This window comes from Streptomyces sp. NPDC005722 (genome assembly GCF_040630935.1).
Lineage (GTDB): Bacteria > Actinomycetota > Actinomycetes > Streptomycetales > Streptomycetaceae > Actinacidiphila.
Map to the genome: position 1 here is coordinate 12,549 of NZ_JBEXYN010000065.1, position 26,187 is coordinate 38,735.

General features: G+C 72.8%; 23 protein-coding genes, 1 tRNA gene and 1 pseudogene. 10 read left to right on the forward strand and 15 right to left on the reverse strand.

Annotation, left to right across the window (positions count from 1 at the left end):
* Nucleotides 1-32: 32 nt before the first annotated feature.
* The 4 genes from ABZ479_RS38590 to mshC all read left to right on the forward strand — a co-directional run bounded on the left by ABZ479_RS38590 (nt 33) and on the right by mshC (nt 3,480).
* Complete coding sequence (locus tag ABZ479_RS38590) at nt 33-731, forward strand: histidine phosphatase family protein (RefSeq protein ID WP_499603636.1); 699 nt, start codon at nt 33-35, stop codon at nt 729-731.
* A gap of 58 nt (nt 732-789) precedes the next feature.
* Nucleotides 790-1,386, forward strand: a complete 597-nt coding sequence (locus tag ABZ479_RS38595) for a DUF3090 domain-containing protein (protein WP_499603634.1) — start codon at nt 790-792, stop codon at nt 1,384-1,386.
* Nucleotides 1,344-2,180 (forward strand): SCO1664 family protein, encoded by an 837-nt coding sequence (locus ABZ479_RS38600; RefSeq protein WP_500465936.1) that lies wholly within the window; start codon nt 1,344-1,346, stop codon nt 2,178-2,180. Before ABZ479_RS38595 ends, ABZ479_RS38600 begins: the two co-directional genes overlap by 43 nt.
* A 70-nt stretch (nt 2,181-2,250) precedes the next feature.
* A complete protein-coding gene (mshC, locus tag ABZ479_RS38605; RefSeq protein ID WP_500465937.1) occupies nt 2,251-3,480 on the forward strand; it encodes a cysteine--1-D-myo-inosityl 2-amino-2-deoxy-alpha-D-glucopyranoside ligase in 1,230 nt (409 codons plus the stop codon).
* Nucleotides 3,481-3,591: 111 nt separating this feature from the next.
* Here the strand turns inward: mshC and ABZ479_RS38610 are convergent, their stop codons facing one another.
* The 11 genes from ABZ479_RS38610 to ABZ479_RS38660 all read right to left on the reverse strand — a co-directional run bounded on the left by ABZ479_RS38610 (nt 3,592) and on the right by ABZ479_RS38660 (nt 12,495).
* Nucleotides 3,592-4,530 carry a PAC2 family protein gene (locus tag ABZ479_RS38610; protein WP_500465938.1) on the reverse strand — a complete coding sequence of 313 codons (939 nt, stop codon included), beginning with the start codon at nt 4,528-4,530 and terminating at the stop codon, nt 3,592-3,594.
* A gap of 151 nt (nt 4,531-4,681) precedes the next feature.
* Nucleotides 4,682-5,722: a glycoside hydrolase family 18 protein gene (locus ABZ479_RS38615; protein ID WP_500465939.1), complete on the reverse strand. Its 1,041-nt coding sequence runs from the start codon at nt 5,720-5,722 to the stop codon at nt 4,682-4,684.
* Between the two features lie 73 nt (nt 5,723-5,795).
* Nucleotides 5,796-6,467, reverse strand: a complete 672-nt coding sequence (locus ABZ479_RS38620) for a FadR/GntR family transcriptional regulator (RefSeq protein WP_499603626.1) — start codon at nt 6,465-6,467, stop codon at nt 5,796-5,798.
* A 174-nt stretch (nt 6,468-6,641) separates the two neighbouring features.
* A tRNA-Pro gene (locus ABZ479_RS38625) sits at nt 6,642-6,715 on the reverse strand.
* A 65-nt stretch (nt 6,716-6,780) separates the two neighbouring features.
* Entirely contained in the window at nt 6,781-7,536 is a 756-nt protein-coding gene (locus tag ABZ479_RS38630; protein WP_500465940.1) for a ferredoxin reductase, read from the reverse strand.
* On the reverse strand, nt 7,529-8,152 hold the full coding sequence (locus ABZ479_RS38635; protein ID WP_500465941.1) for a sulfite oxidase-like oxidoreductase: 624 nt from the start codon (nt 8,150-8,152) through the stop codon (nt 7,529-7,531). The genes ABZ479_RS38630 and ABZ479_RS38635 overlap by 8 nt, the downstream gene beginning before the upstream one ends.
* The gene (locus tag ABZ479_RS38640) at nt 8,149-9,468 is read right to left on the reverse strand and encodes an amidohydrolase (protein ID WP_500465943.1); all 1,320 of its coding nucleotides are present in this window, start codon (nt 9,466-9,468) and stop codon (nt 8,149-8,151) included. The genes ABZ479_RS38635 and ABZ479_RS38640 overlap by 4 nt, the downstream gene beginning before the upstream one ends.
* The gene (locus ABZ479_RS38645) at nt 9,465-10,232 is read right to left on the reverse strand and encodes a phosphorylase family protein (RefSeq protein ID WP_500465944.1); all 768 of its coding nucleotides are present in this window, start codon (nt 10,230-10,232) and stop codon (nt 9,465-9,467) included. Before ABZ479_RS38645 ends, ABZ479_RS38640 begins: the two co-directional genes overlap by 4 nt.
* A gap of 54 nt (nt 10,233-10,286) precedes the next feature.
* Nucleotides 10,287-11,210 (reverse strand): ABC-2 membrane transporter-related protein, encoded by a 924-nt coding sequence (locus tag ABZ479_RS38650; RefSeq protein ID WP_500465945.1) that lies wholly within the window; start codon nt 11,208-11,210, stop codon nt 10,287-10,289.
* The gene (locus ABZ479_RS38655) at nt 11,207-12,112 is read right to left on the reverse strand and encodes an ABC transporter ATP-binding protein (RefSeq protein ID WP_500465946.1); all 906 of its coding nucleotides are present in this window, start codon (nt 12,110-12,112) and stop codon (nt 11,207-11,209) included. Before ABZ479_RS38655 ends, ABZ479_RS38650 begins: the two co-directional genes overlap by 4 nt.
* The gene (locus ABZ479_RS38660) at nt 12,109-12,495 is read right to left on the reverse strand and encodes a GntR family transcriptional regulator (protein ID WP_500465947.1); all 387 of its coding nucleotides are present in this window, start codon (nt 12,493-12,495) and stop codon (nt 12,109-12,111) included. Before ABZ479_RS38660 ends, ABZ479_RS38655 begins: the two co-directional genes overlap by 4 nt.
* A 157-nt stretch (nt 12,496-12,652) precedes the next feature.
* Here ABZ479_RS38660 and ABZ479_RS38665 point away from each other — a divergent pair, with 157 nt between their 5' ends.
* Both ABZ479_RS38665 and ABZ479_RS38670 read left to right on the forward strand, forming a co-directional pair.
* Entirely contained in the window at nt 12,653-13,375 is a 723-nt protein-coding gene (locus ABZ479_RS38665) for an ArsR/SmtB family transcription factor (protein ID WP_499603590.1), read from the forward strand.
* Nucleotides 13,372-14,199: an isocitrate lyase/PEP mutase family protein gene (locus tag ABZ479_RS38670; protein WP_500465948.1), complete on the forward strand. Its 828-nt coding sequence runs from the start codon at nt 13,372-13,374 to the stop codon at nt 14,197-14,199. Before ABZ479_RS38665 ends, ABZ479_RS38670 begins: the two co-directional genes overlap by 4 nt.
* A 54-nt stretch (nt 14,200-14,253) precedes the next feature.
* Here the strand turns inward: ABZ479_RS38670 and ABZ479_RS38675 are convergent, their stop codons facing one another.
* The 4 genes from ABZ479_RS38675 to ABZ479_RS38690 all read right to left on the reverse strand — a co-directional run bounded on the left by ABZ479_RS38675 (nt 14,254) and on the right by ABZ479_RS38690 (nt 19,262).
* A complete protein-coding gene (locus tag ABZ479_RS38675; protein WP_500465949.1) occupies nt 14,254-15,864 on the reverse strand; it encodes a glycerol-3-phosphate dehydrogenase/oxidase in 1,611 nt (536 codons plus the stop codon).
* A gap of 7 nt (nt 15,865-15,871) precedes the next feature.
* Complete coding sequence (gene glpK / locus ABZ479_RS38680) at nt 15,872-17,398, reverse strand: glycerol kinase GlpK (RefSeq protein ID WP_499603585.1); 1,527 nt, start codon at nt 17,396-17,398, stop codon at nt 15,872-15,874.
* 39 nt (nt 17,399-17,437) lie between these two features.
* Nucleotides 17,438-18,220 (reverse strand): MIP/aquaporin family protein, encoded by a 783-nt coding sequence (locus ABZ479_RS38685; RefSeq protein WP_499603583.1) that lies wholly within the window; start codon nt 18,218-18,220, stop codon nt 17,438-17,440.
* Between the two features lie 277 nt (nt 18,221-18,497).
* A complete protein-coding gene (locus ABZ479_RS38690; RefSeq protein WP_500465950.1) occupies nt 18,498-19,262 on the reverse strand; it encodes an IclR family transcriptional regulator in 765 nt (254 codons plus the stop codon).
* A 231-nt stretch (nt 19,263-19,493) separates the two neighbouring features.
* On the opposite strand from ABZ479_RS38690, the gene metH reads away from it, so the two are divergent.
* From metH to ABZ479_RS38710, 4 genes and pseudogenes are all read left to right on the forward strand, one after another.
* A complete protein-coding gene (metH, locus tag ABZ479_RS38695; protein WP_500465951.1) occupies nt 19,494-23,000 on the forward strand; it encodes a methionine synthase in 3,507 nt (1,168 codons plus the stop codon).
* Between the two features lie 118 nt (nt 23,001-23,118).
* The gene (locus ABZ479_RS38700) at nt 23,119-23,820 is read left to right on the forward strand and encodes an HAD family hydrolase (protein ID WP_500465952.1); all 702 of its coding nucleotides are present in this window, start codon (nt 23,119-23,121) and stop codon (nt 23,818-23,820) included.
* Between the two features lie 385 nt (nt 23,821-24,205).
* Entirely contained in the window at nt 24,206-25,801 is a 1,596-nt protein-coding gene (locus ABZ479_RS38705; RefSeq protein ID WP_500465953.1) for an ABC transporter substrate-binding protein, read from the forward strand.
* Nucleotides 25,802-25,885: 84 nt separating this feature from the next.
* A pseudogene (locus ABZ479_RS38710) lies at nt 25,886-26,187 on the forward strand (ABC transporter substrate-binding protein); the annotation flags it as partial.

Below are 26,187 nucleotides of genomic sequence, written 5' to 3' on the forward strand. Positions count from 1 at the left end.
ACCGGACGAGCGGTGGTCGTATGGTGGCGGTCATGCCCACCGTGATCCTGGTCCGGCACGGCCGGTCCACCGCCAACGCGGAGAAAGTGCTGGCCGGACGGCTCCCCGGAGTCGCCCTCGACGAGACGGGACGTGACCAGGCCGCCGCGCTGGCGGCCCGGTTGGCCGCGCTGCCGCCGGCCGCCGTCGTCACCAGCCCCCTGCAGCGGTGCCGGGAGACCGTGCAGCCCCTGCTGGACGCCCTGCCCGGGGTGCCGCTCCACGTCGAGGAGCGGATCTCGGAGTGCGCCTACGGCGACTGGAGCGGCCGCAAGATCGCCGAGCTGGCCGACGAGCCGCTGTGGGGCGTGGTCCAGCGCTACCCCTCGGCCGCCGTCTTCCCCGGCGAGGGGGGCGAGTCGGTGCGCGCCATGCAGGCCCGCGCGGTCGACGCGGTGCGCGACTGGAACGCGCGCGTGGAGAAGACCCACGGCCCCGACGCCCTCGTCGTGATGTGCTCCCACGGCGACATCATCAAGTCCGTGGTCGCCGACGCCCTCGGCATGCACCTCGACCTCTTCCAGCGCGTCGCCGTCGACCCCTGCTCGGTCACCGCGATCCGCTACACCGCGGAGCGGCCCTTCCTGCTCCGGCTCGGCGACACCGGCACCCTGGACGGCCTGCGTCCCAGGGAACGGCCCACCGCCGCCCCGGGCGACGCGGAGGTCGGGGGCGGTGCGGGCGCACCGTGATCAGCTTCCGCAGTAGGGTGGACCGAACCGCGAAGACACCGAACTAACGGAGCAGGACGTGCCTCGTCAGGTGTTCCTCTACGACAAGCCCGAACGCTTCGTCGCCGGCACCGTGGGCCAACCGGGCCAACGCACCTTCTTCCTGCAGGCGAGCGCCGCCGGCCGGACCACCAGCGTCGCGCTGGAGAAGACCCAGGTCGAGGCACTCGCCGAGCGCATCGACGAGCTGCTGGACGAGGTCGTGCGCCGCACCGGCGGCGCCGCCCCCGTACCCGCCGTCGCCCCCACGGAGCTGCTCGACAGCAGGCCGCTCGAGGTCCCCGTCGAGGAGGAGTTCCGGGTCGGCACCATGGCACTGGCCTGGGACGGCGCCGAGGAGCGGATGATCCTGGAGGCCCAGGCGCTGGTCGAGATCGAGGCCGAGGACGAGGAGGACCTCGAGGCGGCCGAGGAGATGCTCCTGCAGGACGACGAGAACGGACCCCCGCTGCTGCGGGTGCGCCTGACCGGTGCCCAGGCCCGCTCCTTCGCCAAGCGCGCCCTCGACGTCGTCGCGGCCGGCCGCCCGCCCTGCCCGCTGTGCAGCCTGCCCCTGGATCCGGAAGGACACGTATGCCCGCGTCAGAACGGGTACCGGCGGTCGGCGACGGCCTGAGCGGGGACATAGCCGGCCAACTGCTCGCGCACGGCGAACTGACCGTGCGCGGGCGGCTGCGGGACGCCTCCAACGCCGTGCTCTACTGCGCGGTCGAGCACGACGGCGTACGTGCCCACTGCGTGTACAAGCCGGTCGCCGGCGAGCGGCCGCTGTGGGACTTCCCCGACGGGACGCTCGCCCAGCGCGAGGTCGCCGCGTACCTGGTCTCCGAGGCCACCGGCTGGGGCCTGGTGCCGCCGACCGTGCTGCGGGACGGGCCGTACGGCGAGGGCATGGTGCAGCTGTGGATCGAGACCCCCGAGGAGGGCGGCGAAGGGCTCCTCGCCCTCGTCGAGGGGGAGGAGGCGGGCGAGGGCTGGAAGGCCGTCGGCTTCGCCGAGGTCGGCGAGGGCCGCACCGCGCTGCTGGTGCACGCCGACGACACCCGGTTGCGCCGGCTGTCCGTCCTGGACGCCGTGATCAACAACGCCGACCGCAAGGGCGGCCACCTGCTGCCGGCCGCCGACGGGCAGCTGTACGCGATCGACCACGGCGTGACGTTCAACACGGAGAACAAGCTGCGCACCCTCCTGTGGGGCTGGGCCGGCGAACCGCTCACCGACGAGACCGTCGAGGTCCTCGGCAAGCTCTCCGCGGAGCTCGCCGACGGGGGTCTGGGCGCCCGGCTGGCGGAACTCATCACGGCGGACGAGCTCGACGCGCTCCGCGCCCGCGTCGCCGCGCTGCTCGACTCGGGACGTCATCCCGAGCCCTCGGGGGAGTGGCCGGCCATCCCCTGGCCGCCCATCTGACCCGGGGGCGGGGCGCCCCGGGCGTACCCACCGTTCGTTTGTGGATCACGCGGGCGGTTAATCTCATGACATGCATGCCTGGCCCGCTTCCGACGTCCCTGCCCTCCCGGGCACCGGGCGCGACCTCCGCCTCCACGACACCGCGACCGGTGGCCCGGTAACCCTGAGCCCCGGTCCGGTCGCCCGCATCTACGTGTGCGGGATCACCCCCTACGACGCCACCCACATGGGTCACGCGGCCACCTACAACGCGTTCGACCTCGTGCAGCGCGTGTGGCTCGACACGAAGCGCCAGGTCCAGTACGTCCAGAACGTCACCGACGTCGACGACCCGCTGCTGGAGCGGGCCGGCCTGACCGGTGAGGACTGGACGGCCCTCGCCGAGCGCGAGACCACCCTGTTCCGCGAGGACATGACCGCCCTGCGGATGCTGCCGCCGGCCCACTACATCGGCGCCGTCGAGGCCATCCCGGGGATCGTCCCGCTGGTCGAGCGGCTGCGCGAGGGCGGCGCCGCGTACGAACTGGACGGCGACATCTACTTCCACGTCGACTCCGACCCGCACTTCGGCAGCGTCTCCCACCTGGACGCGGCCGCCATGCGCGCCCTGTCGGCCGAGCGCGGCGGCGACCCGGACCGCCCGGGCAAGAAGAACCCCGTGGACCCCGTCCTGTGGCTCGCCGCCCGTGAGGGCGAGCCCAGCTGGGACGGCGGCAGCCTGGGCCGGGGACGCCCCGGCTGGCACATCGAGTGCGTGGCGATCGCCCTCGACCACCTCGGCATGGGCTTCGACGTGCAGGGCGGCGGCTCCGACCTCGCCTTCCCGCACCACGAGATGGGCGCCTCGCACGCCCAGGTGCTCACCGGCGAGTTCCCCATGGCGAAGGCGTACGTGCACGCCGGCATGGTCGCGCTGCACGGCGAGAAGATGTCCAAGTCCAAGGGCAACCTCGTCTTCGTCTCCCAGCTGCGGCGCGACGGGGTGGACGCGGCGGCCATACGGCTCAGCCTGCTGGCCCACCACTACCGCCAGGACTGGGAGTGGACGGACGAGGTCCTCGCCGGCGCGGTGGAGCGGCTGGCCCGCTGGCGCGCCGCCGTCTCGCGGCCCGACGGCCCGCCGGCCGAGGCGCTGCTGGAGGAGATCCGCGAGGCCCTCGCCGACGACCTGGACGCCCCCGCCGCGCTCGCCGCCGTCGACCGCTGGGCCGCCCGGCAGGAGACCGAGGGCGGCACGGACACCGGCGCCCCCGGCCTGGTCTCCCGCGCCGTGGACGCCCTGCTCGGCGTCGCGCTCTGACGCGGCGGGAGTTCACCGGGCCCTGCCCGGGGGACTCCCGCGGAAACGGCCCGGCCGCCGTCCCCTGTGCGGGGCGGCGGCCGGGCCGTGTTCGTTGACGTGGCGTACGGGTCACTCCCCGTCGGCGCCGTCCTCCTTCTCCTCGCGGTCGTCCTTCGGCTTCTGCGACATGTCCCGCAGGTACGGGCCCGCCTCGGACTCGCCCGACTGGGGGTCGCGGCGCCGCAGGTAGCGTTCGAACTCGCGGGCGATGGCCTCGCCCGAGGCCTCCGGGAGCTCCGCGGTGTCGCGGGCCTCCTCCAGTGTCTGGACGTACTCGGCGACCTCGCTGTCCTCGGCCGCGAGCTGGTCCACGCCGACCTGCCAGGCACGGGCGTCCTCCGGCAGCTCGCCGAGCGGGATGCGCAGGTCCAGCAGGTCCTCGAGACGGTTGAGCAGCGCCAGCGTCGCCTTCGGGTTCGGCGGCTGCGACACGTAGTGCGGCACGGCCGCCCACAGGCTGACCGCCGGGATGCCCGCGTGGGTGCAGGCCTCCTGGAGGATGCCGACGATGCCGGTGGGGCCCTCGTAGCGGGACTCCTCCAGGCTGAGCGCGGTCGCCAGGTCCGGGTCGGAGGTGACGGCCGTGACCGGCACCGGACGGGTGTGCGGGGTGTCGCCCAGGAGGGCGCCCATCACCACCACCATCTCGATGCCGAGCTCATGGGCGAAGCCCAGGATCTCGTTGCAGAACGAGCGCCAGCGCATGCTGGGCTCGATGCCCCGTACGAGGACGAGGTCGCGTGGCTTGGGGGTCTCGATGCGGATGACGGACAGCCGCGTGGTGGGCCAGGTGATCCGCCGTGTGCTGCCGTCCATCCAGACCGTGGGACGGTTGACCTGGAAGTCGTAGTAGTCCTCGGCGTCCAGCGCGGCGAACACCTCGCCCTTGAACTCCCGGTCCAGATGCGCGACCGCGGCGGAGGCGGCGTCCCCGGCGTCGTTCCAGCCCTCGAACGCGGCCACCATGACCGGGTCGATCAGCTCGGGAACCCCCTCGAGCTCGATCACCCAGCGCCTCCTTCCGGCCGGAAGGGGGATGGTGCCACCCCCGCCGGCTGCCGTTCCTTCGCGTGCTGCACCAGCCTACGGCTTCGCGGGACAGGTGCCGCCGCCTTCGTTAGGGGGATGATCCCCAGAGTCATCGGACGTACGCGTCCGGTCAGCCACCGCTCCACGCGGAGCGGTACGCGGCCCAGTCCGCCGGGGTCGCGGCGAAGTCGACGTACAGCGCGACGCCGAAGCGCTCCCGCGAGGGCGCGTGCCGGGCCAGGCCGAGCCGGGCGCCGCGCACGGCGGCCGTGACGGTCTCCGCCCAGGCGTGGCGGCCCAGGTTGTTCGTGTGGTAGCCGGGCAGGCCGACGAGCAGGTCGGTGTCCTGCGGCGTCACCTCCAGGGCGAGCGCGGTCTGCTGCGCCACGTAGCCGCCGTAGAGGCTCTCCAGGGGCAGGGCGGTGTCGTAGGTCATCATCGCGACCTGGTCCACGCGCCGGGCCACCTCCGCGAAGTAGTGCTGGGACCACCACTTGGGGTGGTTGAACAGCGGGCCGCTCACCGAGTGCAGCGAGGGCAGCGGGTCGATCTGGTGGGTCGCGACCGACAGCGGCGCGCCGCGGGCGGCGGTGAGCCGGTGCACCGAGTCCAGCAGCGTGAGGAAGCCGCGGTCGTCGGAGTACATCGGCTCCAGGTCCAGGTGGACCCCGTCGAACCCGGCCGCCAGGACCTGGGCGGCGCTGCCGGCCACCCGGGCGCGGGTCGCCGGGTCGTCCAGGTGCAGGCCCTCGGAACCGTCGTGGGACAGGACCTGGCCGAGCCACGCCTGGACGCGTACCCCCGGCAGCGCGGCGTGCATCCGGGCGATCATGTCCCGCGCCCGCGGGTAGAGGGCGGCGTCAAGGCGGCCGTCGAACTCCAGGGGCCCGGTGTGCACGTACAGGTCCCGGGTGCCGCTGCCGCGCAACTCCCAGGCCAGCGCCTCGAGGTCGGCGTCGTCGCGTTCCCCGTCGACCCAGGCGTGCCCGAGCCACACCGCGTTCCGGCCGCGGTCGGCCCCGGCGCCGGAGGGGTCGCCGGCGTACTCCAGCCGCAGGGCGACCCCGGCGGCCAGCACCGGGAGCAGGACGACGAGGACGGCCGTCAGCGCGCCGCGGCGCAGCGTGCGGGCCGAGGGGCGGCGCAGGCGCAGCCTGAAGCGTGGATTCATCCGATCCCTCTTTTCGATCACTCTTACGAAGGACCGGACGCGCCCCGGCGCCGTGCGGTTCACCCGCCGGACGTCAGAGCGTGGAGCGCAGCCACTGCTCCACGCTGGCGACGTGCACCGTCGCCCACGAACGCGCCGCCTCGGCGTCCCGGTCCCGCAGGGCCGCCAGGATCGCCCGGTGCTCGTGCAGGGTGCGGCTGACCGCGTCCTCCTGCGTCAGCCCGCGCCAGATCCGCGCCCTGGTCGTCGGTCCCGACAGCCCGTCCAGCAGCGAGCACAGCACCGAGTTGCCCGAGGCCTGCACGATGCCGCGGTGGAACTCCAGGTCGCACGCGACCAGTTCCTCCACCGACGGCGTCGTCCCCAGTGCCTCCAGCTGCTCGGTCAGTGCCTCCAGCTGGGACTCGGCGATGCGCGTGGCCGCCATCGCCGTCGCCGCCGGCTCCAGGATGCGGCGCACCGCGAGGAACTCCAGGACGGTGTCGTCGCGGTGGAAGTCCACCACGAAGCTCAGCGCCTCCAGCAGCAGCTGCGGGTCCAGGCTGGTGACGTAGGTGCCGTCGCCCTGCCGCACGTCCAGGATCCTGATCAGGGACAGCGCGCGGACCGCCTCACGCAGGGAGTTGCGCGACAGCCCCAGCTCCGCGGCGAGTTCGCTCTCCTTGGGGAGCCGGTCGCCGGGGCGCAGCGCGCCGGAGACGATCATCCCCTTGATCTTCTCGATCGCCTCGTCGGTGACCGCCATGAGCCCCTCGCCTCCCCGGACATCCGATGTATCGGGCCATTATGCCCGCACGGCCGCGCGCCGGAAGCCCCTCCGCGGGGTGCTCCTCCACCGTCGTGCGGCCAACCGCGCCGCGGAACGCGCGAAGGCCGTGTCCGCTGCTGCGGACACGGCCTCCGGCCTGTGAAATCACCGTCGGGACGACAGGATTTGAACCTGCGACCCCTTGACCCCCAGTCAAGTGCGCTACCAAGCTGCGCCACGTCCCGGTGAGGTCCCCCGGAGTTGTGCCCCGGAAGATCACGTAAAGAGGAGGATACCCGAACCTCGCTGATCAGCCGAATCGCTCGATGCGGATCCGGTCGAGCGGCTGCCCGGCGTCCGCCAGCAGACGCGAGGCGTGCTCGGCGAAACCGTTGCCGCCGCACACGTACGCCTCCCAGCCGCCGGGCGGCGGATCCGCGAGGTGCGGGGCCAGGTGGGCCGCGGTGAGGCGGCCCTCGGCGCGGGTGAGCAGCACGGTCGTCTCCGGGCCGTACTCGGCGGCGTAGATCAGGTCCTCGCGGGTGCGGGCCGAGACGATCAGCCGCAGCGGTACGTCCAGGCCGCGCAGCCGGCGGTGGCGCACCATCGCCATGAGCGGGACCACGCCCGATCCGGCGCCCAGCAGCAGCGCCGGATGGTCACCCGTCCAGGCGAAGAAGCCGCTGTGCGGGCCGCGGACCTCGACGGTGTCGCCCGGCCGGGCGACGGTGTGCAGGTACCCGGAGACCTCGCCGCCGGCCACGTGGTCCAGGGTCAGCTCGATGTGGCCGGAGGCGTCGGGGGCGGAGGCGACCGAGTAGTTGCGCTGCGCCGTGTAGCCGTCGGGGGCCGTGAGGCGCAGCGTCAGGTACTGGCCGGGCCGGTGGCCCGCCCAGCCGGGCACCGCGAGGCGGAAGGTGGAGGTGCGCGGGGTCTCCCGGCGGATCTCCGTGATCACCGCGCGCCGCCAGACCGAGGACGCGGCCTCGGGGACCGCGATCCTGCCGGGCACGGCGAACCGGGTCGGCGGGACGAACGCCGGGACGGGGGCGGCGAGGTCAGTCATGGGCGTAGCGCTGCTCCTGCCAGGGGTTGCCCCGGTGGTGGTAGCCGTTCTGCTCCCAGAAGCCCGACTCGTCGTGGTCGAGCAGGCGCAGGCCCGCGATCCACTTGGTGCTCTTCCAGAAGTACAGGTGCGGGACGACCAGCCGGGCCGGGCCGCCGTGCTCGGCGGCGAGCGGGGCGCCGTCGTACTCCCAGACGATCCAGGCGCGGCCACCGGTGACGTCGGCGAGCGGCAGGTTGGCGGCGTAGCCGGTGTGGGACCAGGCGACGACGTGGGTGGCCGCGGCGGAGGGGCGCGCCGCCTCCAGGAGGGCGTCGACCGACACCCCGCCGAAGCGCACGCCGAACTTGGACCAGCCGGTCACGCAGTGGATGTCGCCCCGGTACTCGGAGCCGGGCAGGGCGTGCGCCGCGTCCCAGTCCCAGGTGCGCGGGCGGTCCACCAGCCCGTCCACCCGCAGCGTCCAGTCCGCCGCCGCGATCACGGGCGTGACCTCGGCGGAGAGGACCGGCCAGGTGTCGCGGGCGTCGTACTGGCCGGGAGGCAGCCGCGGATCGCGGTCGGCGGCGCGGCTGCGCCCGGTGAAGCCACGCGTGGGTTCGACGGCGGAGGTCACGCGGGGTGCTCCAGCTCCAGCGCCTCCACCTCGCGCAGCGCGGCCGGCTCGTCGAGGGTGAGCAGCACGCGGTCGCGCATCAGGACCCGGCCGTCGACGACGGTGTCCCGTACGTCCGCCGCGGCGGCCGCGTACGCCAGCATCGACCAGGGGTCGTGGCGCGGCGTGAGGTGCGGCCCGCCGAGGTCGAGCACGGCCAGGTCGGCGCGCTTGCCCGGCTCCAGGGAGCCCAGCTGGTCGGCGAGGCCCAGCGCGCGGGCGGCCTCGATCGTCGCCATCCGCACCGCCTGCTGCGCGCCGACGGCGGTCGGGTCGCCGCCGGCCTTGTGCACCAGCGCGGCGGCCCGCACCGCGCCCAGGACGTCGAGGGTGTTGGAGCTCACCACCCCGTCGGTGCCGAGCCCGACGGTGACCCCGGCGGCCAGCAGCTCCGGGACGCGGGCGATGCCGCAGCCCAGCTTCAGGTTGGAGACCGGGCAGTGCGCGACGGCGGTGCCGGTCCTGGCCAGGGCGGCGATCTCCCCGTCGGTCAGGTCCACGGCGTGCGCCAGCAGCACGTCGGGCCCGAGGACCCCGAGGGAGTCCAGCAGCTCGACCGGCCGCTTGCCGTGCGCCTCGACCACCGTCGCGACCTCGGCCGCGTTCTCCGCCGCGTGGACGTGCAGCAGCGCGCCGTGCTCACGGGCCAGCGCGCTGATCGCGACGAGCTGCTCGGGGGCGAGGGTGTAGGCGCTGTGCGCGAAGACCACCGGCCGGGTGCCGGGTGTCCGGGCGGTACGCGCGGCCAGGTCGGCGGCGGCCCAGGCCATCCGGTCGCCGTAGGGCCGGCCGTCCGGCGGCCCGGGCACGTCCATGAAGGTCGGTCCGGCCAGCAGCCGCCAGCCCGCCGCCCGCGCGGCCTCCTCGGCGGCCTCGTGGAACCAGTACATGTCCAGGCCCGTGGTCACCCCGGCCCGTACGCTCTCCGCCACGGCCACCCGCACGCCCGCGGCCACCGCCCGCGGCGAGAGCAGCTCGGCCTCGCGGGGGATCACCCGGGCCAGGAACTCCTGCAGGTCGACGTCGTCGGCGCAGCCCCGCAGCAGGGTCATCGCCAGGTGGGTGTGGGTGTTGACCAGCCCGGGGAGCACCAGGCACCCCGTGGCGTCGATCTCCTCGGCGGCGCGATGGGCCGCGCGCACCTGCGCGGTGGGGCCCACGGCGACGATCTCGCCGTCCCGCACGGCGACCGCCCCGTCGGTGACGACGGTGCCCGCCGCGTCGACGGTCAGCACATCGCCGCCGTGCACCAGCAGATCGGCGTCCTGAGCGCTCACTTCTCGTCGCTTCCGTACTCGGTGGCCAGCAGATGCAAGGCGTCCAACGTTACCCGGCTGCCACGGGCGACCCCCTCGGCGACCACCGCCCGGTGCGGGTCGTAGCCGCCCGTGGCCTCCACGTCGACCAGGTCGTCGGCGTTGGCGCCGTCGACGACGAGCGCCCCGCCGGCCACCAGGCCGCGCGTCGAGGCCAGCACCAGCAGCGCCGACAGCTCCATCTCGATCGCGGCGATCCCGGCCGCCGCGTACGCGGCGCCGGGCAGCGGCAGGAAGCCCGGCTGGAAGGCCGCGCGCGTCCACACCACGCCCCGGTGGTGCGGCGCCCCCGCCGCCCGGGCCGCCCGCTGCAGCGCGAGCACCGCCTCCGGCGCCGCGTACGCCGGGTACTCCGGCGGCAGCAACTGCTGCGTCACCCCGTCGTCCCGTACCGCGGCCTCGGCGATCACCAGGTCGCCGTCCCCTATGCCGGCGCGGATGGCGCCCGCCGTGCCCAGGCGCAGGATCGTGCCGACGCCCGCCTCGGCCAGTTCCTGGAACAGGCACATGGCGCCCGGCCCGCCGACCCCGTGCGAGGACACCACGACGGGGGTGCCCCTCCAGGCGCCGGTGAAGGTGCGGTACTCGCGGTGGTGCGACACCTCGCGCGGCTCCGTGAGCAGGGCGGCGACCTCCGCGGCGCGCGCCGGGTCGCCCACGACGACCGCGTGCCGGGGCAGCCCCGTACGCGGGATGCGGGAGATGGGCAGCTGATCCGTGGTCATCGGGCCTCCGGGCCGGGCGGGACGATGCTGTGCGGATCAGCCTATGGCCCCGCCTCAGTCGGTCCGACGGCGGAGCAGCGCGAAGGCGGCCCAGCCGGCGAGGGCGGCGAGGGCCAGCACGATGCCGGTCTCGACGAGCTGCAGCGGCCAGAAGTGCGAGGCGGGGTGGACCACGGCGTAGGCGTCGGCGGCACCGAAGTCGGCCAGGCACCGGTGGAGATCCGTCGGCAGATCCAGATTGCACTGCGGACCGGCCAGTGATCTTCCGTCGGAGGTGACGACGCCGAGCTCGATCCGGTCGGCACTGCCGGGCAGGTGGGCCGCCTGGATGCCGGTCCACCGGGTCGTCGGCCACAAATGGGACCGGACCGTGGAGAGGACGACGTGGATCAGGAGGGTGGCGAAGAAGGCCAGGCCGAGGCCACTGAGCGCGCGCCGCATCAACAGGCCGCCCCCGGCGCCCAGCGCCAGGCCGAGCAGGACGTGTGCGAGCCCGACGGGGCCGCCGGCGAAGAAGATGTCCGTCTCGTACCACCCGGGGGCCTGGGCGGCGTCGCCCGAGGTCCACACCCACCGGAAGAGCAGCGTGAGGACGGTCATGCCGGTGGCGAGCAGCAGGGCGGGCACGGCGAGTCTGGCGGCGAGCCAGCTCGCCGGACTCACCGACTGGGTCCAGGCGAATGCGGCCGTGCCGTTCTCCACCTCACGGCCGATCAGCGCGCCGCCGGCGTAGACGGCCACGACGAACGGGAGGAGCAGGATCGCGCGGGCGGTGAGATGGAGGGCGGCGAAGTCGTCGAACGGACGGGAGCCCGGTACCGGGGACGTTCCGCCCGGCTCGTACGACCACAGCAGCCAGCCGGATCCGGCCGCGACGAAGGCGATCCACAGCCACAGCGCCGTACGGTGCAGGCGCAGCACCGACCAGGGCACGCCGCGCAGGAGCGGCGGTCGGGGGGCGGGGGCGACGGCGGTCATACGGCGATCTCCTGGCGGGGGGCGGGCGGGGCGTCGGCGATGAGCAGGGCGGGCGTCCCGGGGTTGCGCAGATGGGCGAGGACCAGCTCCTCGAGGGTGGGCTCCTCCACGAGCCAGTCGCCCTCCGGCGCTCCTACGGGGCGGACCAGCGCGGTGCGTCCGCGCCCGTTGGCGTGCTCCTCGACGACGGTGTGGGGGCCGAAGTCCGCGCCGGTGCCGGTGAGTCTGCGGTGCGCGGCCAGCAGGTCGTCGGTGTCGCCGGCCAGCCGGACCCGGCCCCCGCCGAGCAGCAGCAGGTGGTCGCAGACGCCCTCGAGTTCGGCGACGACGTGCGAGGAGATCACGATGGTGGTACCGCGCTCGGCCGCCGAAGCCATGAGGGCGCCGGTCAGCTCGTGGCGGGAGAGCGGGTCGAGGTCGGCCATCGGCTCGTCCAGGAGCAGCAGTTCGGCCCGCTTGCCCAGGGCCAGGGCGAGCGCCACGCGGGTGCGCTGCCCGCCGGAGAGGGAGCGGACGCGCGTACCGGGCGTCAGGCCGCCGCCGTAGGCGACCCGTTCGGCGGCCTCCCGGTCCCAGCGGCCCGGGTTGAGTTCGGCGCCGAGCCGCAGGGTCGCCGCCACGGTGAGCTGCGGGTGGAGCGGCTTGTCCTGGGCGACGTACGCCAGCCGCGCGCGGGCCGCGCCGGGCGCCGTGCCGTACACGCGGAGTTCCCCCTCGGTGGGGCGCAGCAGCCCCGCGGCGAGCGCGAGCAGCGTCGACTTGCCCGCGCCGTTGGGGCCGACGAGCGCGCAGATCCGGCCGGCCGGAAGCCGGAAGGAACAGTCCCGCAGGACGGGGTCCCGGCCCCACGCGTAGCGCATGCCGAGCCCGGCCGCCTCGAGGGCGGCCGCTTCCTGGTTCATCTCTCTCCCTCGGAGAACTCCTGGTCCAGTACGGAGTGGAACAGCGCCGCCGCGTCCTCGCGGTCGAGGCCGGCGACGCGTGCCCGGCGCATCCAGTCGGCCAGTTCGCCGGCGAGCGGCGAGTCGGCCGGGCCGGCGCCCAGCGACTTCTGGACGAAGGTGCCCAGGCCCCGGCGCGCCTCCACCAGGCCCTCGCGCTCCAGTTCGCGGTAGGCCTTGAGCACGGTGTTGGGGTTGACGGCGGTCGCCGCGACGACCTCGCGGGCCGTCGGCAGCCGGTCGCCGGGCTCCAGCAGCCCCAGCCGCAGGGCCTGTTTGGTCTGCTGGACGATCTGGAGGTACGTGGCGACACCGCTGCGGCGGTCGATGCGGAACTCGACCATGCGCGAAACACCCTTTCACTAAGCAAGTGATGAAAGGGTGGGGCCTCGGCTGACGTCCTGTCAAGCCGCGGACGGCCGTGGACCGCTGCGGACGGCCGCGGGGCACGCCCGCGACGGTTCGGCGCGCGCCGAAACGTCCAGGGCGCATGCTGGGGACATGGTGCGGAACAACCACGCGGGAAGCGCCCTCGCCGCCCTCGCGGCGCTGCTCGCCGACGAGACGAGGGCGGCGATGTGCCTGGCGCTGCTCGACGGCCGGGCCTGGACGGCGGGCGAGCTGGCCCGGCACACCGGCGTGGCGCCCTCGACCGCCAGCGAGCACCTCGGCCGGCTCGTCGCGGGCGGACTGCTCGCCGAGGAACGCCAGGGCCGGCACCGCTACGTACGCCTCGCCGACGCCCGTACCGCGCAGCTCGTCGAGGACCTCGCCGCACACGCCGGGCCGCCGCCCGCGCCGCGCACCCTCGCGCAGGCGGGTGCCGGGAGCGCCATGGCCCGCGCCCGGACCTGCTACGACCACCTCGCCGGACGCCTGGGCATCCTCGTCACGGACGCCATGACCGAGCGCGGACTGCTCACCCAGCGCACCGGCTTCGCCCTCACCGACGAGGGCGTGGAGTGGTTCGCCGGACTCGGTGTCGACCTGGCCGCCGCCCGCACCGGCCGCCGTCCGCTCGCCCGGCCCTGCCTGGACTGGACGGAGCGCCGGCCGCACCTGGCGGGCGTCGCCGGGGCCGCGCTGTGCGCGCACGCCCTCGCGTCCGGCTGGTGCGTGCGCATCGGCAGCGGCCGGGCCCTGAAGACCACCGCGCGGGGCCGGGCCGCCCTGCGCACCCACCTGGGCATCGCGCCCGACGCCCTGGAGGCACCCACCGCATGAACCGCTTCGAGGCCTTCCGCGCCCTCCACCGGGCAGGCCGCCCGCTCTTCCTGCCGTGCGCGTGGGACCGCGCCTCCGCGGCCGCCCTCGCCGCCCGCGGCCACCCGGCGATCGGCACCACGAGCCTGGGCGTCGCCGCCGCGGCGGGCCTGCCGGACGCGGCCGGCGCCACCCGGGAGACGACCCTGTGGCTGGCCCGCGACCTCGTGCGGCTGCCCGTCCTGGTCAGCGTCGACATCGAGGCGGGCTTCGGCGGCGCGCCCGAGGACGTCGCCGAACTCGCCGCCGGCCTGGAGCGGCTGGGCGTCGCGGGCGTCAACATCGAGGACGGCCGCCCCGGCGGGGCGGGCCTGACCGACACCGCCGCGCAGTGCGCCCTCATCGCCGCGGTCAAGGGCGCCGCCCCCGGGCTGTTCGTCAACGCCCGCACCGACAGCTACTGGCTCGGCACCACCGAGGACCCACGGGACGAGACCCGCCGCCGCGCCGCCGCCTACCTCGCGGCCGGCGCCGACGGGATCTTCGTGCCCGGCCTCGCCGACGACGGCGACATCGCCTCGCTCGCCGCGGACCTCGACGCCCCGCTCAACGTCCTGCTGCCGCCCGGCGGCCCGGGGCTGCCCCGCCTCGCCGCGCTCGGGGTGAGCCGGGTCAGCACCGGCTCGCTGCTCTTCCGTGCCGCGCTCCACGCCGCCGTCGACACCGCCGGGCACGCCCTGCACGGCGCACCGCTCCCCGCGGGCCTGCCCTCGTACGCCGACGCACAAGGGCTCGCGGACGTCTACGTCCCGCCGGAAACGCGGCGGCCCGGGCGTCCGGGGTGAGCGGGGAGGTCCTTCCGCTCGCCCCGGGGCGCCCGGGCCCACGGGCCGGGGGTGTCAGTCGCGCCGGGCGGCCAGCAGCGACTCGACCCGCTCCCGGACGTCCGCGGTGTCCAGGCCGCGCACCGTCAGGGTGGTGCGGCGGCGCAGCACGTCGTCCGCCGACTCGGCCCACTCGTGGTCGCGGGCGTACACGACCTGGGCCCATATCTCCGGTGCGTCCGGGTGGATCCGCTCGCCGAGCGCCGGGTCCTCGTTCACCATGCGGGCGATGTCGAAGGACAGCGCGCCGTAGTGGGTGGCGAGGTGACGCGCGGTCAGCGGGTCGATGCGGTGGCCCGGGTCGCGGTCGACCAGCAGCCGGTGGGCGACCGCGTTGGGGTTGGCGACGCCGGGCAGCGGCACCCGGCGCGGCAGGTGGTCCAGGGGCTCCATGTCCTCGTTCAGCGGACCGCCGGGCAGCTTGGCGAGCTTGGCGATGACGGTGCGGCCGATGTGCCGGTACGTCGTCCACTTGCCGCCCGCCACCGACAGCATGCCGCCGCTGCCCTCGCTGACGACGGTCTCGCGCTTGGCCTTCTCCACGCCGCCGGGGCCGCCGGGCAGCACCCGCAGGCCCGCGAAGGCGTAGGTGATCAGGTCGGGGGACAGGTGCTCGTCCCGCACGGAGTGCGAGGCCTCGTCCAGGATCTGGCGGATGTCGGCATCGGTGGCCCGCACGTCCGCCGGGTCGCCGGTGTACTCCTCGTCCGTGGTGCCCAGCAGCAGCTGGTCCTCCCACGGCAGGGCGAAGGTGATGCGGTACTTGTCGATCGGGGTGGCCATGGCCGCCCGCCACGGGGCCTTGCGCTTCAGCACGATGTGGGCGCCCTTGGACAGCCGGATGCTGGGGGCGGCGCCCGTGTCCTCCATCCGCCGCAGGTGGTCGACCCAGGGGCCGGTCGCGTTGAGCACCAGCCGCGCGTCCACGCCGAACGCGGTACCGTCCAAACGGTCCTCGAGGTCGGCTCCGGTGACCCGGCCGCGGGTGAAGCGCAGTCCGGTGACCTCGGCGTGGTTGAGGACGACGGCACCCGCCTCGACGGCGGCGCGCACCGTCATGACGGCCATCCGGGAGTCGTTCATCTGGTGGTCGTAGTAGACCGCGACGGCCTTGAGGTTCTCCGTGCGCAGGGCGGGGTTGGCGGCCGCCGCCCTTGCCGGGGAGATGATCCTGCCGACCCCGTCGCCGAAGGCGGACAGCGCCGAGTAGGCGAAGACGCCCGCGCCGAGCTTGGCCGCGCCGACCGGGCCGCCCTTGTAGACCGGCAGGTGGAAGGTGAGCGGGTTGACCAGGTGCGGAGCCACGTCCCTGGCCAGGACCCGCCGTTCCATGTGGTTCTCCGCCACCAGCTTGACCGCGCCGGTCTGCAGGTAGCGCAGACCGCCGTGGACGAGCTTGGAGGAGGCCGAGCTGGTGGCGCCGGCGAAGTCGCCGGCGTCCACCATCGCCACCCGCAGCCCCGACTGCGCGGCGTGCCATGCCACGGAGGTGCCCAGGATGCCGCCGCCGATGACCAGCAGGTCGTAGGTGGCGCGGCTCAGCAGTTCCCGGGTCTCGGCGCGGCCCGGGTTACGGCCGGCGGTCGGACGCGTCCCGAGCGCCGGGACGTGCTGCGTGGTGGTCATGTTCGGTTCAGTGCTCCTCTTCGATCCAGCCCATGGTCCGCTCGACGGCCTTGAGCCAGTCCTTGTACTCGCGGTCGCGGACCTCGGCGTCCATACGGGGGGTCCATTCGGCGGCCCGGCGCCAGTTGGCGCGCAGCTCGTCGGTGTCCGACCAGAAGCCCACCGCGAGGCCGGCCGCGTACGCGGCGCCCAGGCAGGTGGTCTCGGCGACCAGCGGGCGCACGACCGGTGCGTCCAGGAAGTCGGCGAGGGTCTGCATCAGCAGGTTGTTCGCGGTCATGCCGCCGTCGACCTTGAGCGCGGTGAGCTCCACGCCCGAGTCCTTGGTCATGGCGTCGACGATCTCCCGGGTCTGCCAGGCGGTCGCCTCCAGCACGGCGCGGGCGATGTGCGCCTTGGTGACGTACCGGGTGAGGCCGGCGATCACACCGCGGGCGTCGGAGCGCCAGTACGGGGCGAACAGACCGGAGAAGGCGGGCACGAAGTACGCGCCGCCGTTGTCCTCCACCGACAGGGCGAGGGTCTCGATCTCGGCCGCGGTCTTGATCAGGCCCATCTGGTCGCGCATCCACTGCACCAGCGAACCGGTGACGGCGATCGAGCCCTCCAGGGCGTACACCGGCTTCTGGTCACCGATGCGGTAGCCGACGGTGGTGATCAGGCCGTTGTAGCTGTTGATCGGCTTCTCGCCGGTGTTCATCAGCAGGAAGGTGCCGGTGCCGTAGGTGGACTTGGCCTCGCCCTCGGAGTAGCAGGTCTGGCCGAACAGGGCCGCCTGCTGGTCGCCGAGCGCGGAGGCGACCGGTACGCCGGCCAGGGCGCCGGAGGCGGCCTCGCCGTACACCTCGGCGGAGGAGCGGATCTCCGGGAGCACCGCGGCGGGCACCTCGATCGACTGGAGGATCTTGTCGTCCCAGTCGAGGGTGTGCAGGTTCATCAGCAGGGTGCGGGAGGCGTTGGTCACGTCGGTGACGTGCCGTCCGCCGTCGACGCCGCCGGTCAGGTTCCAGATCACCCAGCTGTCCATGGTGCCGAAGAGGATGTCCCCGGCCTCGGCGCGCTCGCGCAGGCCCTCGACGTTGTCGAGCAGCCAGCGGATCTTGGGTCCGGCGAAGTAGGAGGCCAGCGGCAGTCCGGTCTCCCGGCGGAAACGGTCCTGCCCGACGTTGCGGCCGAGTTCCTTGCACAGGGCGTCGGTGCGGGTGTCCTGCCAGACCAGGGCGTTGTGCACCGGCTCACCGGTGTTCTTGTCCCACAGGACGGTGGTCTCGCGCTGGTTGGTGATGCCGATGGCCTTGACGTCGGCGGAGGTGATGCCGGCCTTGTGGACCGCCTCCTCGACGACCTCCTGCACGTTGGTCCAGATCTCGGCGGCGTCGTGCTCGACCCACCCCGGCTTGGGGAAGATCTGCTCGTGCTCCTTCTGGCCGACCGAGACGATCCGGCCGTCCTTGTCGAAGATGATGCAGCGCGAGGACGTGGTGCCCTGGTCGATGGCCGCGATGAACGGGCCGGTGGTGTGGGCGTCGGTCACGGTGTGCTCCTCGGGTCCTTGGGAAGTCGGGGCTGCTTCTCAGAATGCGATCTTGTACAGGCCGGCCGCGAGGACCGAACCGACGATCGGGCCGACGACGGGTATCCAGGCGTACCGCCAGTCGGAGCCGCCCTTGTTGGGCAGCGGCAGCAGGGCGTGCACGATGCGCGGACCGAGGTCGCGTGCGGGGTTGATGGCGTATCCGGTCGGCCCGCCCAGCGAGAGGCCGATGCCGACCACGACCAGCGCCACCATCAGCGTGCCGGTACCCGAGACCGCGAGGCCCTTGGTGAGGCCGAGGGTCAGGATGAACAGCACCAGGACGAAGGTGCCGATGATCTCCGTGGCGAGGTTCTGTGCGACGTTGCGGATCTCGGGGCCGGTGGAGAAGATGCCCAGCACCGGGCCGGGGCCCGTGGTCTGCTTCTCGGCGGCCGCGGTGGCCTGCGCCCCCGGGCCGCCGGTGATCTCGGCGTCCGTCAGGTGGGCCTGGAACTGGCCGTAGTAGGTGATCCACACCAGGGCCGCGCCGATCATCGCGCCGAGCATCTGGCCGGCCAGGTAGACCGGGACCTTGCCCCACTCGCCGCTGTCGACCGCGAGACCGATCGTGACGGCGGGGTTCAGGTGGGCGCCGGAGAGGGAACCGGAGATGTAGGCGCCGGCCAGGACCGCGAAGCCCCAACCGAAGGTGATGGCCACCCAGCCGGCGTTACGGGCCTTGGATCCCTTGAGGGTGACAGCCGCGCAGACGCCGCCGCCGAGGAGGATCAGAACAGCGGTACCGATGGTCTCGCCGATGAAGATGTGGTCGCTGGACACTCGCGACTCCTTTGTCCTTCGTCCAGGGGAAGGCGGACCCCGGTCCCGTTCCGAAGTCCGTGGGCCTGTCACCAGGCCCTCGGCGGTCCCACGGTTACGTACACCTTACCGACTCGTCGGCTGGTGTTCGACAATGTCGACCGTCGAACGAGAGTGTTCTCCTGCGCGACCGGACCCGTCAAGGGTTCGTCAGGTTGCGGAAAGGTCTCCGAGTCGGCGCGTTCGGCCGGGCGCCGTCCAGGTGTCCTCCGGGCGCCGTCCGGGGGTCGTCCGGGCGTCAGAAGCGGCCGGCGCCCAGGTCGCGCGAGACCGCCCTGGCGCAGTCCCTTACGGCCGCGACCAGTTGGGGCCTGATCTCGCCGTCCGCGCAGACCCGTTCGACCGCGCCGGTGACGGCCACCGCCCCCACGGTCATCCGGTGCCGGTCGTGGATGGGCGCGGCGATGGAGGCCACGCCGTCCCAGGTCTCCTCCAGGTCGGCGCTCCAGCCGCGGGCGCGGGTGAGATCCAGCACACCCTCGAACGCCACTCCCTCCGTGACGGTGCGCGCCGTCAGCGGCTCGCGCTCCATCTCGACCACCTCGCTGTGCGCCACCGGGTCGTACGCCGACAGCACCTTGCCCAGCGCGCTGCTGTGCAGCGGGTGCATGGCCCCGACCTCCAGCACCTGACGGCTGTCGTCCGGACGGAAGACGTGGTGGACGATGAGCACCCCCTGCTGGTGCAGCACCCCCAGGTAGACGGCCTCGCCGCTGGAGCGCGCCAGGTCGTCGGTCCACACCAGGGCGCGTGCCCGCAGTTCGTGCACGTCCAGGTAGCTGTTGCCCAGCCGCAGCAGTTCCGCCCCCAGCTGGTAGCGCCCGGAGACCGGGTCCTGCTCGACGAAGCCCTCCTGCTGCAGCGTGCGCAGGATGCCGTGCGCGGTGCCCTTCGCCAGGCCCAGGGAGGAGGCCACGTCCGACAGGCCGAGCCTGCGCTCTCCGCCGGCCAGCAGGCGCAGGATCGCGGCCGCCCTGGCGAGCGACTGGATGGGACCTGGCATGAACAACCCCTCCGTTAGGAACGACCACGCGCCTCGATGACTGATTCGACAATGCTGAACGATGTCAGACGATGCCGACCGCCATCATCCCAGAGAAGAGTGTGGCACCGCCGTCCGCCCCTCGGAATGCCCCGCGGCGGAATCCGGGGGCACGGCTACGCTGGCCTGGTGTGTACCAGCAGGACCGGCACACACCAAGCCGACAGCCGTCGCATCCCAGGGAGCACACCCATGGCCCAGCCGTCCCTTCCGTCCACGAGCGGTGCCCGAGGCGCAGCACTGCGAGAGGCCCTGGCGACACGGGTGGTCGTCGCCGACGGGGCGATGGGCACGATGCTCCAGGCGCAGAACCCCACCCTCGACGACTTCCAGGGGCACGAGGGCTGCAACGAGGTCCTCAACGTCTCCCGCCCCGACATCGTCGCCTCCGTCCACCGCGAGTACTTCGCCGTCGGCGTGGACTGCGTGGAGACCAACACCTTCGGCGCCAACTTCTCCGCCCTCGGCGAGTACGACATCGCCGACCGCATCTTCGAGCTCTCCGAGGCCGGCGCCCGGATCGCCCGCGAGGTCGCCGACGAGTTCTCCGCCGCGGACGGCCGCCTGCGCTGGGTCATCGGCTCCATCGGGCCCGGCACCAAGCTGCCGACGCTCGGTCACGTCGACTACGCCGTCCTCAAGGAGGGCTTCCGGCAGAACGCCGCAGGCCTCGTCTCCGGCGGCGCCGACGCCCTCCTCGTCGAGACCTGCCAGGACCTGCTGCAGATCAAGGCCGCCGTGCTCGGCACCAAGGAAGCGCTCGCCGAGGCCGGACTCGACCTGCCGCTCTTCGTCCAGGTCGCCGTCGAGACCACCGGCACCATGCTGCTGGGCTCCGAGATCGGGGCCGCGCTGACCGCACTGGAACCGCTCGGCATCGACACCATCGGCCTGAACTGCTCCACCGGCCCCGCCGAGATGAGCGAGCACCTGCGCTACCTCGCCCGCCACGCCCGCGTCGGCATCTCCTGCATGCCCAACGCGGGACTGCCCATCCTCGGCAAGGACGGCGCCCACTTCCCCCTCGACCCCGAGGGTCTCGCCGACGCGCAGGAGGCCTTCGTCCGCGAGTACGGACTCGCCCTGGTCGGCGGCTGCTGCGGCACCACCCCCGAACACCTGCGCCAGGTCGTCGAGCGGGTCCGCGGCCACCAGGTCACCCCCCGCACGCCGCGCCCCGAGGCGGGCGCCTCCTCGCTCTACCAGACCGTCCCCTTCCGCCAGGACACCTCGTACCTCGCCATCGGCGAACGCACCAACGCCAACGGCTCCAAGAAGTTCCGCGAGGCCATGCTGGACGGGCGCTGGGACGACTGCGTGGAGATGGCCCGCGAGCAGATCCGCGAGGGCGCCCACCTCCTCGACCTGTGCGTCGACTACGTCGGCCGCGACGGCGTCGCCGACATGAACGAGATCGCCGGACGCCTGGCCACCGCCTCCACCCTGCCGATCGTCCTGGACTCCACCGAGCCCGAGGTGCTCCGCGCCGGCCTGGAGAAGCTCGGCGGCCGCGCCGTGATCAACTCCGTCAACTACGAGGACGGCGACGGCCCCGACTCCCGCTTCGCCCGCACCACCCGCCTCGCGGCCGAGCACGGCGCCGCCCTGATCGCCCTCACCATCGACGAGGAGGGCCAGGCCCGCACCCCCGAGAGCAAGGTGGCCGTCGCCGAACGGCTCATCGCCGACCTGACCGGCAACTGGGGCATCGACGAGGGCGACATCATCGTCGACTGCCTGACCTTCACCATCGCCACCGGCCAGGAGGAGTCCCGCAAGGACGGCATCGCCACCATCGAGGCGATCCGCGAGCTCAAGCGCCGCCACCCCGACGTGCAGACCACCCTCGGCCTGTCCAACATCTCCTTCGGCCTCAACCCGGCCGCCCGCATGGTGCTGAACTCGGTCTTCCTCCACGAGTGCGTCGAGGCCGGCCTGGACTCGGCGATCGTGCACGCCTCCAAGATCCTGCCGATCGCCCGCATCCCCGAGGAGCAGCGCGAGGTCGCCCTGGACCTGGTGCACGACCGGCGCCGCGAGGGCTACGACCCGCTGCAGCGCTTCCTGGAGCTCTTCGAGGGGGTCGACACCAAGTCCGTCCGGGCGAGCCGCGCCGAGGAACTGGCCGCGCTGCCGCTGGAGGAGCGGCTGCAGCGGCGCATCATCGACGGCGAGAAGAACGGCCTGGAGGCGGACCTCGACGAGGCCCTGACGACGCGGCCCGCCCTCGAGATCGTCAACGACACCCTCCTGGAGGGCATGAAGGTCGTCGGCGAGCTCTTCGGCTCCGGCCAGATGCAGCTGCCGTTCGTCCTGCAGTCGGCCGAGGTGATGAAGACGGCCGTCGCCCACCTCGAACCGCACATGGAGAAGTCCGACGCCTCCGGCAAGGGCACCATCGTGCTGGCCACCGTCCGCGGCGACGTCCACGACATCGGCAAGAACCTCGTGGACATCATCCTGTCCAACAACGGCTACAACGTCGTCAACCTCGGCATCAAGCAGCCCGTCTCGGCGATCCTGGACGCCGCGGGCGAGCACTCCGCCGACGTCATCGGCATGTCCGGCCTGCTGGTGAAGTCCACGGTGATCATGAAGGAGAACCTGGAGGAGCTGAACCAGCGCGGCCTCGCCGCCACCTACCCGGTCATCCTCGGCGGCGCCGCCCTCACCCGCGCCTACGTCGAGCAGGACCTCCACGAGCTCTACGAGGGCGAGGTCCGCTACGCCCGCGACGCCTTCGAGGGGCTGCGCCTGATGGACGCCCTCATCGCCGTCAAGCGCGGCGTGCCCGGCGCCACCCTCCCCGAGCTGAAGCAGCGCCGCGTGGCGGCCCGCGCGGGCGTCGTCCCCGAGCCCGAGGAGAACCGCGGCCAGATCCGCTCCGACGTCGCCGTCGACAACCCGGTGCCCACCCCGCCGTTCTGGGGCTCCCGGGTCGTCAAGGGCATCCCGCTCAAGGACTACGCGTCCTGGCTGGACGAGGGCGCGCTCTTCAAGGGCCAGTGGGGACTGAAGCAGGCGCGCGCCGGCGGCCCCACGTACGAGGAACTGGTGGAGACCGAGGGCCGCCCGCGGCTGCGCGGGCTGCTGGACCGGCTGCAGAGCGAGGGACTGCTCGAGGCCGCCGTCGTCCAGGGCTACTTCCCTTGCGTCTCCAAGGGCGACGACCTGATCATCCTCCACGAGGACGGCACCGAACGGACCCGCTTCACCTTCCCGCGCCAGCGCCGCGGCCGCCGCCTGTGCCTGGCGGACTTCTTCCGCCCCGAGGAGTCCGGCGAGACCGACGTCGTCGGCCTGCAGGTCGTCACCGTCGGCAACCGGATCTCCGAGGCGGCCAACGAACTGTTCGCCGCCGACGCCTACCGCGACTACCTCGAGCTGCACGGCCTGTCCGTCCAGCTCGCCGAGGCCCTCGCCGAGTACTGGCACGCCCGGGTCCGCTCCGAACTCGGCTTCGCCGGGGAGGACCCGGCCGCCATGGAGGACATGTTCGCCCTGAAGTACCGGGGCGCCCGCTTCTCCCTGGGCTACGGCGCCTGCCCCGACCTGGAGGACCGCGCCAAGATCGCGGAGCTGCTGGAGCCGGAGCGCATCGGGGTCCGCCTCTCGGAGGAGTTCCAGCTCCATCCGGAGCAGTCCACCGACGCGATCGTCATCCACCACCCGGAGGCCAAGTACTTCAACGCGCGGTAGCCGGACGTACGTCGTACACTGGACGGTCCGATACGGCACCTGGCCGGTCGCACGCCCCCACCACCCGGGCGCGAGGCGACCGGCCTTTGTGCCCCCTGGAAGCAGAGGAGTGGGGCGCATGACGAGCGGTATTCCCGCCATCGAGATCCTGCCCGCCCGGGAGGCGGGCCTGCAGGCCGTGCTCCTGGACATGGACGGCACGCTGGTCGACACCGAGGGCTTCTGGTGGAACGCCGAGGTCGAGGTGTTCGCCGAACTCGGCCACGTCCTGGACGACACCCACCGCGAGGTCGTCGTCGGCGGCCCCATGGCCCGCAGCCTGGGACACCTCATCTCGGTCACCGGAACGGACGCCACGCTCGCCGAACTGTCCACCCTGATCAACCTGCGCTTCGTCGAGCTCATCGGCCGCGGTGTGCCGCTGATGCCGGGTGCCCAGCGGCTGCTGACCGACCTGGCCGCGCACGGTGTGCCCGCCGCGCTGGTCTCCGCCTCCCACCGGCGCATCATCGACGCCGTCATGCTCTCCCTCGGCTCCCACCACTTCGCCTTCTCCCTCGCCGGGGACGAGATCGAGCGGACCAAGCCGTACCCGGACCCCTACCTGCTGGCCGCCGCGCGGCTGGGCGCGGACCCGTCACGCTGCGTGGTCGTCGAGGACACCCCCACCGGGGTGGCGGCCGCCGAGGCCGCCGGCTGCCGGGTCGTGGCCGTCCCGTCCGTCGCCGCCGTCGCGCCGGCCCCCGGGCGGACCGTGGTCCGCTCCCTGGAAGGGGTCGACGTGCCATTTCTGCGCTCTCTGATTACAACCGTTCACTGAGAGTCGCCGTGAATTGAACGGAAACTCTGGGCGCCTGCCCGGCTATTTTCCGTGACGATTCGGGGCGCCGAATTGTTTACCGGCCAGTACCTCGGGGCGTGATACTTTTCACATCCGCCGGTCTCGACAGGGCGCCCCGGGCGTGCTCCGCGCCGTCACATCGCCATGCGGTCGGAGTGGTTGTGTCCGGATTGGGGGAGCGGCGGCCTGTTCGTTCCGCTGTCCGGATATCGGTACGGCACACCCTGTTATCCAGCCGTGACGTGGACTCAACTTCTCCGTGTTCGGGGGCGGTCCGCCGGAATGCCGGGGCCCCGCAATTCCGGGTATCGTCGCCCCGCTCAACACTGCGCGGCCGGGGGCCGGAAGAGGGAGAACAACGAGGATGAATCGCAAGCTACTGGTGCTGCCGGCCCTGCTGGGTCTCGCCGCGCCCGTACTCGCCGGGTGCGGTGACTCGACCGGCGGTGGCGGTGGCGGTGACGCGGTCGTCATCGGCACCACGGACCCCATCGAGGTGTCCGCGGACCAGCCTTCCCCCCTCGACCCGGCCACGGCCTACGACGGCGGCACGTACAGCTTCTTCAACAACACCTTCCAGATGCTGCTCGGTTACTCGCGCAGCTCCACCACCCCCGAGCCGGACGCCGCCAAGTCCTGCGGGTTCTCCGACACCAAGTCGGAGACGTACCGCTGCACGCTGCGCGACGGCATGAAGTTCGCCAACGGTCACGACCTCACCTCCGAGGACGTCAAGTTCTCGGTCGACCGCGTGATGAAGATCAACAGCGACATCGGCCCGGCGAGCCTCCTGGTGGGCATCGACAGCGTCGAGGCCCCGGACCCGAAGACCGTCGTCTTCCACCTCAAGGCCTCCGACGCCACCTTCCCCTACAAGCTGGCGACCCCGGCCGCGGCCATCGTCGACAGCGAGGTCTACAGCGCCACCGAGCCGCTCAAGGGCCTGAAGATGGAGGGCTCCGGCCCGTACAAGCTGGACTCGTGGGAGAACGGCAAGGCGGTCCTCAGCGCCAACCCGAACTACACCGGCCTGTTCAACAAGCGCGCCAACGACAAGGTCGAGGTCCGCTTCTTCCCCTCGGCCCCCGAGATGCTGAAGGCGCTCAAGGCCGGCGAAGTCGACCTGGTGAACCGCACCCTCACGGCCGACCAGATCAACGAGCTCGAGCAGGGCACGGTCCAGGACGTCAAGCTGACCGAGACCCAGGGAGCCTCGGTCCGCTTCATGTTCTTCAACCTCGACGACCCCTCGGTGAAGCCCGACGCCGTCCGTGAGGCCCTCGCCCGCGTCCTCGACCGCGACGCCCTCACCCGCGACGTGACCGGCCGCACCGCCGCCCCGCTCTTCGGCGCCGTCCCGACCGGCATCACCGGACACGCCAACTCGTACTTCAACACGTACGGCGAACCCGACCGCGACAAGGCCGCCCAGGTCCTGTCCTCCGCCGGCATCAGCACCCCGGTCAAGTTCACCTGGACCTACCCGACCGAGCACCCCTCCACCCCGGACAAGGAAGAGGCGCAGCTGCTGAAGAAGCAGCTCGAGGCCACCGGGCTGTTCAAGGTGGACCTCCAGCCGATCACCTGGAAGAAGTTCCTCAAGGGAATCGCCACCGGCCAGTTCGCCGCCTACTCGCTCAGCTGGCTCCCCGACTTCCCGGACGCCGAGACCTACATCGCGCCGTTCTTCGCGGACGACGGATTCCTCGACCTCCACTACAAGGGGTCGACCATCAAGAACCAGCTCCTGCCGGCCACCCGCCAGTCCGCCAACCGCAGCAAGACGGACAAGGACTTCGCGCAGATGCAGGAGATCCTGTCGCGTGAACTCCCGATGATCCCGCTCTACCAGGACAAGCAGTTCGTCGCCAGCCGCGACGGCATCACGGGAGCCGAATGGTTCCTCAATTCCTCTTCCAGCGCCCAGTTCTGGGAGATTGGTCGCGGTGTGACAGGATGAGCCACCGGTCGGCCGGACCCGTGAGTTGTTCCGGGTCCGGCCGACCGGGGCCCGCCCCTGCGACGAAGCTGTGAGGGAAGTCTCGTGAGGAATCGAGTCCAGCGACTGGCGCTCCCGCTCTCCGCGACCGTGACGGCGGTCGTCGTCGCCGGCTGCGGCACGGGAGGGGCGGACGGCGAGGCCGGCGGAGACCCCCTCACGATGGGCATCACGGACAAGGTGACCGCGGTCGATCCGGCGTCCGGCTACGACGTCGGCTCCTGGATCGTCTTCACCAACGTCTTCCAGTCCCTGCTGAGTTTCCCCAAGGGCGCGACCACGCCCGAGCCGGAGGCGGCGGAGAGCTGCAAGTTCACCGACGAGGGCAGCAAGACCTTCGACTGCAC